Below are 11,546 nucleotides of genomic sequence, written 5' to 3' on the forward strand. Positions count from 1 at the left end.
TGCATAGGGGGTGTTTTAGGTTTTATTTTACGATAGTCAGTGTATTTTCTGCAGTTTTAGAAGATCTTGGTTTTGTCGGGTTTCCGTTAACCGGTATTGTTGCTAGCCCGAATAGTAAATTTTGAATTTCCTCTGGACCTATTTTTAAGTCTTTTGCAATAGTGAAGATTCCGATGCCGTCTTTGCGCAGTATATTGAATATCTTAGAAATTATTTGAGATGATTCTCTTGGGATTGGCTCTGGTTCTTGAGTACGCATGCCCCTAGTGGACATTTCAATGCAGATACTTCGATATACCCAGTCAGTTAAAAGGCCTAGACGGTTTAAGCGGAAAGCTAATGCTATTGCGGACACGCCCCACGATTTTTTACTGACTAAAATCTGATCAACAGATTTTACGCTCGACGCGTGCCTAAGGATCGATGTTGCCGGCATTAAAAATGCGGAGGCGAAAGCATTGGCCTCATTTTCAATTCCTTTTCCTTTGTTGTCTCCGTGCCGATGAAGAACTAAATGACCTAGTTCATGGGCGGCGTCGAAACGACTGGATTCGGCGGATTTGTATGTGTTTAAGAACACAAAAGGAGTATGGCCACCTTTCCAGCAAGAGAAGGCGTTGACCTCTTTGGTATCTTCCATAAGTGAGAATACTCGTACCCCTTTTGACTCTAGCAGATGAACCACATTGGCTATGGGTTTATCACCTATCCCCCATTCGGTGCGAATTATTTCAGCTGCTTCTTCCGCTCTGAACCCGGATAAGTCAGGGACGGAGAAAGGGGGAAGGTTAAAACGATCTTCGATCCAGTCATTCAGGAGAAATGCGATAGACCCGGAAGCTAGGGCAGAGTCTCTTTGAGTTGCAGTTAATCGGGAGAATGAACGAAAACTCGCGTTGTCTGGAGTTGGAGATTCGGTTTCATCTTGAAAGAAAAAGTCTATCGGGAAATCTAAAATATTTGACAGTTTTTCCAATGTTGCATTTGAAGGCACGTCATTGCTGGCTGGTGACTCATAACTAGTGAGCGAACGAACTGTTAACCCGCATATCTTTGATAGGCTCGTTTTGGTATGGTGACGGCGTTTTCTTGCCAGAGTTAGACGAGATTTATTAAATTCGAGTTTACTCATTATCTTTTGGTGTTATCGGGATGTTGACGTCGTAAGAGGCTTCGCCATTATAGAAAATAGGTGGATTAGTTGCACCTTCTGGAGTCTCGAATGCCATGGGTGGCATTATTATTCGCTCTGCCCAATCATTGATCTTGCCATTAAGAGCTATGTTAATGGGGCGTGATAGCTCCCACCGGATTTCTTTAGTGGAAAAGTCAATGTAGAAGAGTAAAATCCAGAATTCCGAACGCTCGCCAGTGCTTTCAAGTTCTCGTCTGATTTGATCGGCTTTCTCAGTCTCGAATAGATCCGATTGAGCGTTAGTAGCGATTCCTAAGCGAGTTTGAGTCCCTTTAACTCCGCGCGTTTGAGGACATCGAAATCGGATACCGGTATCTGGATTGCCACTACTAACGGTTATAGCGAACTGTTGGTCATCCGAGATAACTCTAGGTTGGTTATTGACGTCTTTCGGTTCCCAGCCCTTCGTGAGTAATTGCGCACGGAGGGCTTGGACCGCGTCGCTCCAAGCAGCTGACCCAGGGAAAGTTAAAGGGTGGAGTTCAGATGTTGCGCTGAATGCTCGATATGCTGCCTGAGGCACGCTTTCAAGCTCTTGTAATGTTAATCCTAGACGAGCGAGTGCGGGCTCAATAGAATTTTGCTGCGGAAAGGATTGTTGTTGGGTACCGGCTACCATAATCTCGCCTCGTCACAGATTTCCTAAATTTATACATCAAATGATGCTAAAAAACAAGAAGTGCTCAACGAATTTTGGCAGGGCGTTCTGTTGGAGACGACGTATGAGGAGGCACTTGGCTACTGCAAGTTCGGTTGGATAGGGTGGGGATCTACTGAATGGTTAGTTTGTTTTGGCGCTTAAGTGGGACAACTACATATTCCTCCGATAAGCCCCTCCAGCCCCATAAAACACCTCCGAAACCTCCCCCAACGAACAATGCTTAACCGCCTCCATCAACACCTCAAAGGTGTTCCCCCGGTTGGCGGCCACCTGCTGTAGCTGCTCCAGCCAGTGGTCCCGCTTGCTTTCGTGGATGCCCTGGAAGGCGCGGAGCTGGTCGATCTGTTGGTGTTTTTCGTCGTCGTTGGAGCGCATCAGCTCCAGTTCGCCGCCGGCTTCCTGGCCTTCCTTCGGGAGGTAGGTGTTCACGCCGATGATGGGCAGGGTGCCGTCGTGTTTCTTGTGTTCGTACACCATGGATTCGTCCTGGATCTTGCCGCGCTGGTACATGGTGTCCATCGCGCCGAGCACGCCGCCGCGTTCGTTGAGGCGCTCGAATTCCTCCAGTACCGCTTCTTCCACCTTGTCCGTGAGCTGCTCGATGATGTGGGAGCCCTGCCAGGGGTTTTCGCAGGCGTTCAGGCCGAGTTCGCGGTTGATGATGAGCTGGATGGCGACGGCGCGGCGCACGGAGTCTTCCGTTGGGGTGGTGATGGCTTCGTCGAAGGCGTTGGTGTGCAGGCTGTTGCAGTTGTCGAAGAGGGCGTAGAGCGCCTGCAGGGTGGTGCGGATGTCGTTGAACTGGATCTCCTGGGCGTGGAGGCTGCGGCCGCTGGTCTGGATGTGGTACTTGAGCTTCTGGGAGCGTTCGCTGGCGCCGTAGCGGTGTTTCATGGCGCGGGCCCAGATGCGGCGTGCGACGCGGCCGATGACGGCGTATTCCGGGTCCATGCCGTTGCTGAAGAAGAAGCTGAGGTTGGGCGCGAAGTCGTCGATGTGCATGCCGCGTGAGAGGTAGTACTCGACGATGGTGAAGCCGTTGGCCAGGGTGAAGGCGAGCTGGGTGACGGGCGTCGCGCCGGCCTCGGCGATGTGGTAGCCGCTGATGGAGACGCTGTAGAAGTTGCGCACGTCGTGGTCGGTGAAGTACTGCTGCACGTCGCCCATCATGTGCAGGGCGAATTCGGTGGAGAAGATGCAGGTGTTCTGGGCCTGGTCTTCCTTGAGGATGTCCGCCTGCACGGTGCCGCGCACCTGTTTCAGGGTGTGGGCGCGGATGCGTTGGTAGGTCTCGGCGTCCACCACTTCCTCGCCGCTGATGCCGAGCAGGCCGAGGCCCAGGCCGTTGTGGCCTTCGGGGAGTTCGTCCTGGTAGACGGGTCGTTCCCGCTCGGCGATCCGTTGTTGTACCTGCTCCCACTGGCCGGTGTCGCGCAGGTGTTGTTCCACCTGTTGGTCGATGGCGGCGTTCATGAAGAAGGCCAGGATCGTGGGCGCCGGGCCGTTGATGGTCATGGAGACGGAGGTGGTGGGGTCGCACAGGTCGAAGCCGGAGAAGAGCTTCTTCATGTCGTCCAGGGTGGCGATGGAGACGCCGCTGTTGCCGACCTTGCCGTAGATGTCCGGCCGGGGCGCGGGGTTTTCGCCGTAGAGGGTGACGGAGTCGAAGGCGGTAGAGAGCCGCGCCGCGGGCTGGTTCAGGGCCAGGTAGTGGAAGCGGCGGTTGGTGCGCTCGGGGGTGCCTTCGCCGGCGAACATGCGCGTGGGGTCTTCGCCTTCGCGCCGGTAGGGGAAGACGCCGGCGGTGTAGGGGTAGTGGCCGGGGAGGTTTTCCCTTCCGAGAAAGCGCACCAGTTCGCCCCAGTTGTTGGTCTGGGGTGGGGCGACCTTGGGGATGGTCAGGTCACTCAGGGTGGTTTTGTAGTTGTCGCCTTCAATAACCTTGTCGCGCACCTGGTACTGGTAGCGTTCCTGTTCCACGCCGGCTTTGCGTTCGGGCCAGTTGCGGAGCTCGGTGAGCAGTTGCGGGTCGAGCTGGTTCAGGGCGTCGTTGTACTGGCGGCGCAGGGTGGCGAAGGCGTCGTTCTCGTGTTCGGTGTTGTCAAAGGCGGTGAGGGCTTCGGGCAGTTCCGGGTCCTTCAATGTGTGCAGGGCGTTCCAGGCGGTCTGGGCCTGGTTGGCGGCCTCGGCCATGGCTTCAATGCGGTCGCGTTGGGCGCGGCTGTTCTCGGCGATGTCGGCGAGGTAGCGGGTGCGTTCGGCGGCGATCAGGGGGTTGCTGTCCGGCAGGGCCCAGGGGAAGCGTTCGGTGGCGTCCCACTGGAGCCAGTCGGCCAGGCGCGTGAAGAGGCCGCTGACGCCGGCGTCGTTGAACTGGCTGGCGTTGGTGGCGAAGACGGGGATCTGTTCGCCATCCACGTCGAAGCGGTTGTGGTTGCGTTTCCATTGTTTGCGAACGTCGCGCAGGGCGTCCAGGGAGCCGCCGCGTTCGAACTTGTTGATGACGATGACTTCGGCCAGGTCGAGCATGTCGATCTTCTCGAGCTGGCTGGCGGCGCCGAAGTCGCTGGTCATGACGTAGAGGGGCAGGTCGACCAGGTCGACGATCTCGGAGTCGGACTGGCCGATGCCGGCGGTTTCCACGATCACCAGGTCGAAGCCGGCCTGTTTGAGGTAGCGGATAGCGTCGTTGAGTTCGGCGCTGGTGGCGAGGTTCTGGCGCCTTGTGGCCATGGAGCGGAAGAAGGCGCGCTCGCTCTGGAGGCTGTTCATGCGGATGCGGTCGCCGAGCAGGGCGCCGCCGGTGCGCCGGCGTGTGGGGTCGATGGCGAGCACGGCGACGCGTTTGTCCGGGCAGAAGCGCAGGAAGCGGTTGAGGAGTTCGTCGGTGAGGCTGGACTTGCCGGAGCCGCCCGTGCCGGTGATGCCGATGACGGGTGTTGTGCTTTCCGGGATCGGGTGGTTGTAGTCGCCGCGTTCAATGGCGGAGAGGTCCTGAGCCAGGGCAGCCACCTCGGAGGGGGGCTGGTTGCGCGTCTGGTTCCGGCGCTGCTCGGCGCGTTGGACGACGTCGTCGATCATGGCGACGAGGCCGGTGTGCATGGTGTCGTTGGGGTGGTAAAGGCGTTCGACGCCGTAGGCTTCCAGCTCGGTGATTTCCTCGGGGGTGATGGTGCCGCCTCCGCCACCGAAGACGGCGACATGGCCGATGCCTTCTTCATTCAGGCGGTCGATGAGGTAGCGGAAGTATTCGTTGTGGCCGCCCTGGTAGGAGGAGATGGCGATGGCGTCCGCGTCTTCCTGGAGGGCGGCCTTAACAACGTCATCAACGCTGCGGTTGTGGCCGAGGTGGATGACTTCAGCGCCTTTCTGCTGGATCAGGCGGCGCATGATGTTGATGGCGGCGTCGTGGCCATCGAACAGGGAGGTGGAGGTGATGAAGCGCAGTGGTGTTGTTGTCATTATCCTTCCAGTTTACGTCCAGCCCGTAGGAGCTTGCCTTGCAAGCGATTCTGGGATTATCGCGAGCGGGGCTCGCTCCTGCGGGAGCAATCCAGGTCAGCGTCTCCGGTGCCCTGAAAATCGGCATTTGTTTTCAGTTTGAAGCGTAGGGATATCGCCATCCATGGCGTTTTGGACCAAAAAAATGGTCATTGAGTGACGGTTACGGGGGTGGTGTTAAGGCAAATCTCATGTGGTGTTGATAATTGTTAACATCCGTAGTAGTGTTCCATCCGATCTCTGGCCGGCCCTGGTGGCCCCGGCTTGGCGAGTTTTGCTGGCGCTGACTGAAAAGAAAAGGAGAACCAATGCAATCGAACCCCCGACGACGCCGTTTGTTGGCCATGGCTGTCGCTTCTACCCTGTCGCCTTTGTGGGTTATGGCGACGGCTGCATCTGCCCAGACCGAGGAGGGCTCATTCTCATTGTCACCCCTTACGATTTCCGCTACCCGTGGCAAGACGGTTGAGGGGGAGTCGCCGCAGAAGATCACGGTAATCACGCGGGAACAGATTGAGCGGCAGCAGAAGTTCACCCAGGATCGCGGGCAGATCCTCAATAACCTGATTCCGGGTTATTCCCCGGGTCGCCAGAAGCTGACTAACTCCGGCGAGACCTTCCGGGGGCGGGAGGCGCTGATCATGGTTGACGGGGTTCCCCAATCGAATCCGCTGCGTGACAGCGCGCGGGATGGCTACACCATTGACCTGAACATGGTGGAGCGCATTGAGGTTATACACGGGGCCAGCGCCGAACACGGCCTGGGCGCGACCGGTGGCATCATCAACTATGTGACCAGGCGCCCCGAGAGCGGGCAGGTGAACCAGCACGCCGGTGCCCGGGTTACCACTGACGACGGCGTTCATGGTGATGGGACCGGCTATAAGCTGGACTATCAGGTGAGCGGTCAGCAGGGGGATTGGGACTATCTAACCGGCGTTACCTGGCATGAGCGCGGCCTGTTCTACGACGGCAAGGGGCGCACTGTGGGGATCGACGAGATCTCGGGCGAGGTCCAGGACTCCTCCAGCTACGATCTCTTCACCAAGCTGGGGCACTGGCTCGACGACGAGCAGAATGTCGAGTTCTCGGTTAACCATTTCAACCTCGAGGGCAACAACGATTATGTTGCCGTACCGGGCGATCGGGACCGGAAAATACCCACGACATCACGGAAAGGCACGCCCACCGGTGATGCCCCGTTCAATCGGTCCACCACCGCCAACCTGAAGTACAGTCATGGCGATTGGCGTGGCAACCAGGTTGATGCGCAGGTCTACTACCAGCGTTTCCGCGCCCAGTTCGGGACCCACCCCACGGCTTTCCCCTATGAGGACGAGGCGGGTAATGAGCGCCTGGACCAGACCCGGACCGAGTCGGACAAGGTGGGCGCCAAGTTCACGTTGACCCGGGAAGGGATGATCAATGACCGTCTTGATCTGACCACTGGGGTTGATCTGCTGCAGGACGAAACGCAGCAGATGCTGGTGCAGACAGGGCGTACCTATGTGCCCGAGTCCCAGTTGCATAACCTGGCCGCCTTCCTCCAGGCCGATGTGGCGGTGACGGACGCGCTTACCCTGCATGCCGGGGTACGCCATGAGTACGCGCGGCTCAACGTCGACAGCTATGAAACCATTGACCGTAGTGACGTCACCCAGGACCTGGTCCAGGTTGACGGCGGCAGTCCCGACTTCGAGGAGACCCTGTTCAATGCGGGTGCTGTGTATCAGGTGACGCCGGGAGTCCAGGTATTTGGCAACATCTCGGAAGGGTTCGGGATACCGGATGCGGGTCGTGTGCTGCGCAGCATCGATCAACCCAACCGGGACGTGGACACACTGGTGCAGCTTGTTCCCATCGTTACCGACAACCGTGAGGTTGGCGTTCGCTTCAAGGGGCGGAACTACGGGTTGGAGGTGAGTTACTACGAGTCCAATTCCGATCTCGGTGAGCGTCTGACCCAGGAGGGCACCACCTTTGTCGGCAAGCGCGAGAAGGTCGAGATCCAGGGCGTCGACGTCAATGGTGAATGGGAACTGAGTGATGCCCACACCCTGGAACTGCTCTACGCGTTCAACCAGGGTGAGTCCGATACCGACGGTGATGGCAGGGTCGATACCGACCTCACGGGCTTCAATGTCGCGCCCGAGCGATTGACGCTCAAGTGGCAGGCACTCTGGGGCGAGCGGTTGTCGACCCAGCTGCAGGGGAGCCACAACTTCAGCAAGACCTTCGAGGACCAGTCCAATCCCAACCTGCGTCGTTTCCACGGCTATACGCTGGTTGACGCTGCCATGAGCTACCGTCTGCCGGTGGGCGAGGCAAGCCTTGGGATCGAGAACCTGCTGGATGAGGACTACATCACCTATTATTCGCAGACTGCGCGTGATGGAGCGAACCAGTACTTCGCGGGACGTGGGCGCACGTTCACGCTTGGCTACCAGGTGGATTTCTGAAGCGCCAATAGGGGCGAGAGGTAATATGGCCCGGCAATGGTCTCGCACGGTTCAGAGGGTTGGGCTCGCGGCGGCGGGTGGCTACGGGTTCAGCCTGGCGGCGGTGGTGCTGCTGGGTTGGCTCCTGAGTGCCGTACTGCCCCGCAGCGAAGCCGTCGTGCTGGCTGCCATGCTGGGCTTCCTGGTCTACCTGGGAGTGTCGCTCTGGGCTTTCGCCGAACAACGCCTGCTCACCTTGTGGCTGGTGCTGGGCGGTGGGAGTGTGGCTGCCTGGCTGATGGTGGGCCTGGCGCCGGAGGTGGCCTGAATGGTGGCTTCCTGGCGTGAATCCATGCGCTGGCAGCATACCTGGGTCGGCGTGGTCTTGGGGGCGCTGCTGTTCGCCATCTTCTGGATGGGCACCCTGAGCGTGTTCGATAAGGAAATCGACCGCTGGATGATGCCGGCCACACGGCTGGCGCCGCCGGAGTCGGTAGCCCTGCAGTCGGCCGTGGCCAGCGCCCGGCAGGTGGCGCCGGATTCTCCGCGTTGGCGCTTCATGCTGCCCACTTCCCGGGCGCCCCAGGTGCGGCTGTATCATCCGGATGCCGACGGTCGCCTGCAATCCGTTGACCTGGATCCACGCACCGGCCGCCCGCTGCCCGAACAGGGCACGCTCGCCGGCAGTGGCTTTATCTTTCCCTTCCACTTTTCCCTGCACCTGAAGGCGGGGCAGCTGGGGTATTGGCTGGTGGGGCTGGCCGGCATGGCCATGCTGACGCTGTTGGTTTCCGGCCTGGTGGTGCATCGCAAACCGATCCGGGATCTGTTTACCTTCCGGCCGCACAAGCGGCTGGGACGCGCCAACCTGGACCTTCACAACCTGACCGGCGTGGTCGGTCTGCCGTTCCATTTCATCATGACGCTGTCCGGGCTGATCATCTTCGTTAATATCTACTTCCCCGATGCGGCCGCGCTGGCCTACGACGACACAGCCGACCCCCAGGGGACCTTCCTTGAGGAGGGATTGGGCCGTTTCAATCGTCCGCCCGCCGGCGAGCCCGGTAGCCTGGCCTCGCTTGATATCATGCTTTCCCGGGCCCGCGCCGAGTGGTCGGGCGAGGGTCCGGCTTTTATCCGGGTTTGGCATCCGGGCGATGCCGCCTCCTATGTGGAAATGCGGCGCTCCAACCAGAACATGGTGCGCATCAATCGCGACCAGATCTATTTCGATGGGGGCACCGGCGAAGTGCTGTATCGTTTTGAAGCCAAACCGCTGATGAAGACCCAGCGCTTCATTGCCGGCCTGCATTTCATCCAGTTCGAGCACTGGCCGTTGCGGTGGCTGTATTTCGGCGGAGGGTTGTCGGGCTGCGTCATGATCGTCACCGGCTTCATCTTCTGGCTGCAGGCCCGGCGCAAGCGCCATGGCCGGCAGGGTGCGGTGCGGGTTGTTGAAGGGCTCACGGTTGGCTCGGTAACCGGCCTTATCCTGGCTACAGTGGCATTCTTTATCGCCAACCGGCTGTTGCCACTGGAGGCCCGCTGGGCCGGTTATGAGCGTGCGGCGCTGGAGGTCTGGGTCTTCTTCCTGGTATGGCTCGGTGCCTTCGTCCATGGCTGGCTGCAAGGGAGCAACGCCTGGCGCGGGCAGTGCTGGGCCATAGCGGGGCTGGCCGTGGGGGCGGTGGCCTTGAATGCCGTCACCACCGGTGATCACCTGCTGAAGACCCTGGCCGAGGGCTATTGGCCAGTCGCGGGCATGGACCTGGTGCTGCTCGCCGGCGCTGCCCTGGCAGCCTGGTGTGCACGACGCCTGACACAACGGCAAACGGCTGGTTCCGGGGAGGTGGATTTTGGGTGATGCGTTCCTGTTACTGGCGGTATTTGGTTGTGCCTGCATCGGTCTGGCCTGGCTGGCGCTCAGCCAGAACCGGCACTGGCGCGCCATCAGGGGCGGTAGCCATGACCGGGCACCCGTAAAGCGGCTTCGGGTGGGGGGTGCCCTGTGGTTAGTGCTCTCGCTGGTGGGGGCGCTGCTGCGTGATGGAGCTCATTTCGGGGTGCCGCTATGGGTGATGGCGCTCATTACCAGTGGGGTTGCGGTGGCCTTGACCCTGGCCTGGAGCCCCCGGTGTATTGAGGTGGTTGCTGTATTGCCCTTGCCAGGTACAGGTTTCCATCGGAGTGGCCAATGAGCACCATCACAGTCTCAGTCCGCATGATCGAGGCCGCACTGGCCCATTATCAGGGCAGTGACGAACAGCTGGACGAGCTGTTCCGTAAGCATGGCGTGCCGCGCGGTCTGCTGGCCGAGGGCCAGGCGCGGATCGCGGCGGCGCAGTATTCCGGGCTGCTGCAGGACATCATGATCGCCATGGGCGATGAGATGCTTGGGTACACCCGGGTGCCGCACCGGCTGGGCACCTGGAAGATGATGTGCCACGCGGTGATCACGGCCGAGACCCTGGGCGAGGCGCTGCGGCGGTACTGCCATTTCTTCAGCCTGTTTGACTGGGGCATGACACCCCGGTTGCGCGTTGAGAGTGCGGAGGCGGTTCTGACGCTGACCCCGACGGATCCGGATCGGCCCCTCGCGCATTACGCCCACGTTTCCACGCTCTTCTATTATCACCGCTTCGCCTGCTGGCTGTTGGATTATTCCATTCCCATCCTGGGCGTGGACTTCAGCTTCCCGGCGCCGTTCTATGCCGAGGAGTTCCGGCCCATGTACCGTTATGCACCGGTGCATTGCGAACAGCCGGTGACGCGCATGCGGTTCTCAGCGGCGATGCTGGATGAGCCGGTCCGCCAGGATCGTCGCTCGCTGGAGGAATTCCTGACCAACCCGAACCTGGTGATGGTGGCCCGCCAGTTCGACCACAGTAGCTGGCAGGCGCGGGTGCGCGGCATCATCGGGCGTGACCCGGTGTCGATGCCGTCTTTCGAGACGGTGGCGGACGAGCTGCACCTGAACCCCCAGACCCTTCGGCGCCGGCTCAGGCGCGAGGGGCTGACGTTCAACGAGATCCGCAACCAGCTTCGCCGGGACCTGGCCATTGATCTGCTTTCCCGCACCCGGCATTCGGTGGAGGAGATCGGGTACCGGGTGGGGTTTGCCGACCCGAGTAATTTCATCCGTGCTTTTCGGCAGTGGACGGGGGTGACGCCTTACACTTACCGGAAACGGGGGTGAAGGAGCGTATCGCGCGCGAGGCGCGCTCCTACATCAGGGAAGTGCAGCTGTAGGAGTTTGCCGCTGATGAACATAGCGTGGGTAATGGATTATAATCAGATGTAAATATCTGATGCCGGGAGACGGTTATGGAAACGAAGACTGCGCGCCTCACCGTTCTGGTGGATCCGGAAAAGAAGAAAGCGTTCGAAAACCTGTGCGCGTCCCAGGACCTGACCACCTCCCAGGTGGTGCGCCAGCTGATCCGGGATTATCTCGCCCGCCATGGTGTGGACTACCCCACACGCGCGACAGTCTCCGGTGAGGAGAAATAGGTCAGAACCGTACTTCCGCCCATTTGAACCCGAGTGCCTGCAGTTCCTCTATGGCGCTGTCCACGGTCTCGAGCTGGGAGACATCCCCGTCCCCATTGAGAAGGAAGTAACTGCGTCCTTATCCCGGCTTCCCCGTTGTGTCCGCAAGGTGAACTCCCGCCTCTCCAATGATAGTATGCGTATCATATGTTAATGGCATTAACATTCAGTGAAATCACCAGAGGCGGGGCCCGTTTTTCCT

Annotated in this window: 9 protein-coding genes; 6 read left to right on the top strand and 3 right to left on the bottom strand. The window is 59.5% G+C overall.

What is annotated here, in order from left to right; all coding sequences use genetic code 11:
* Positions 1–22: 22 nt before the first annotated feature.
* The 3 genes from H4I92_RS01065 to H4I92_RS01075 form a co-directional block, all read right to left on the bottom strand.
* A complete protein-coding gene (locus H4I92_RS01065; protein WP_077528800.1) occupies positions 23–1,132 on the bottom strand; it encodes a helix-turn-helix domain-containing protein in 1,110 nt (369 codons plus the stop codon).
* Positions 1,125–1,814 carry a hypothetical protein gene (locus H4I92_RS01070; RefSeq protein WP_143512565.1) on the bottom strand — a complete coding sequence of 230 codons (690 nt, stop codon included), beginning with the start codon at positions 1,812–1,814 and terminating at the stop codon, positions 1,125–1,127. Before H4I92_RS01070 ends, H4I92_RS01065 begins: the two co-directional genes overlap by 8 nt.
* Before the next feature lie 192 nt (positions 1,815–2,006).
* A complete protein-coding gene (locus tag H4I92_RS01075; protein ID WP_077528801.1) occupies positions 2,007–5,318 on the bottom strand; it encodes a methylmalonyl-CoA mutase family protein in 3,312 nt (1,103 codons plus the stop codon).
* A gap of 383 nt (positions 5,319–5,701) precedes the next feature.
* On the opposite strand from H4I92_RS01075, the gene H4I92_RS01080 reads away from it, so the two are divergent.
* The 6 genes from H4I92_RS01080 (at position 5,702) to H4I92_RS01105 (ending at position 11,305) form a co-directional block, all read left to right on the top strand.
* Complete coding sequence (locus H4I92_RS01080; protein ID WP_422821969.1) at positions 5,702–7,816, top strand: TonB-dependent receptor; 2,115 nt, start codon at positions 5,702–5,704, stop codon at positions 7,814–7,816.
* A 25-nt stretch (positions 7,817–7,841) separates the two neighbouring features.
* Complete coding sequence (locus tag H4I92_RS01085; RefSeq protein ID WP_077528803.1) at positions 7,842–8,123, top strand: hypothetical protein; 282 nt, start codon at positions 7,842–7,844, stop codon at positions 8,121–8,123.
* Entirely contained in the window at positions 8,124–9,659 is a 1,536-nt protein-coding gene (locus H4I92_RS01090) for a PepSY-associated TM helix domain-containing protein (RefSeq protein ID WP_077528804.1), read from the top strand.
* Positions 9,652–9,993, top strand: coding sequence for a DUF3325 domain-containing protein (locus H4I92_RS01095; RefSeq protein ID WP_179105582.1), 342 nt, complete (start codon positions 9,652–9,654; stop codon positions 9,991–9,993). The genes H4I92_RS01090 and H4I92_RS01095 overlap by 8 nt, the downstream gene beginning before the upstream one ends.
* Positions 9,990–10,991, top strand: a complete 1,002-nt coding sequence (locus H4I92_RS01100; RefSeq protein ID WP_077528806.1) for an AraC family transcriptional regulator — start codon at positions 9,990–9,992, stop codon at positions 10,989–10,991. Before H4I92_RS01095 ends, H4I92_RS01100 begins: the two co-directional genes overlap by 4 nt.
* Positions 10,992–11,119: 128 nt before the next feature.
* The gene (locus H4I92_RS01105; RefSeq protein WP_077528807.1) at positions 11,120–11,305 is read left to right on the top strand and encodes a ribbon-helix-helix protein, CopG family; all 186 of its coding nucleotides are present in this window, start codon (positions 11,120–11,122) and stop codon (positions 11,303–11,305) included.
* Positions 11,306–11,546 lie beyond the last annotated feature (241 nt).

The sequence above is a fragment of the Vreelandella halophila genome, from assembly GCF_019903425.1.
In the GTDB taxonomy this organism is placed as follows: Bacteria; Pseudomonadota; Gammaproteobacteria; order Pseudomonadales; family Oleiphilaceae; genus Halospina; species Halospina halophila.

What these genes read in the sequence shown, in the direction of transcription:
- H4I92_RS01065 (WP_077528800.1), bottom strand. Translation starts at nt 1,132, where the DNA reads ATGAGTAAACTCGAATTTAATAAATCTCGTCTAACTCTGGCAAGAAAA.
- H4I92_RS01070 (WP_143512565.1), bottom strand. Translation starts at nt 1,814, where the DNA reads ATGGTAGCCGGTACCCAACAACAATCCTTTCCGCAGCAAAATTCTATT.
- H4I92_RS01075 (WP_077528801.1), bottom strand. Translation starts at nt 5,318, where the DNA reads ATGACAACAACACCACTGCGCTTCATCACCTCCACCTCCCTGTTCGAT.
- H4I92_RS01080 (WP_422821969.1), top strand. Translation starts at nt 5,702, where the DNA reads ATGGCTGTCGCTTCTACCCTGTCGCCTTTGTGGGTTATGGCGACGGCT.
- H4I92_RS01085 (WP_077528803.1), top strand. Translation starts at nt 7,842, where the DNA reads ATGGCCCGGCAATGGTCTCGCACGGTTCAGAGGGTTGGGCTCGCGGCG.
- H4I92_RS01090 (WP_077528804.1), top strand. Translation starts at nt 8,124, where the DNA reads ATGGTGGCTTCCTGGCGTGAATCCATGCGCTGGCAGCATACCTGGGTC.
- H4I92_RS01100 (WP_077528806.1), top strand. Translation starts at nt 9,990, where the DNA reads ATGAGCACCATCACAGTCTCAGTCCGCATGATCGAGGCCGCACTGGCC.
- H4I92_RS01105 (WP_077528807.1), top strand. Translation starts at nt 11,120, where the DNA reads ATGGAAACGAAGACTGCGCGCCTCACCGTTCTGGTGGATCCGGAAAAG.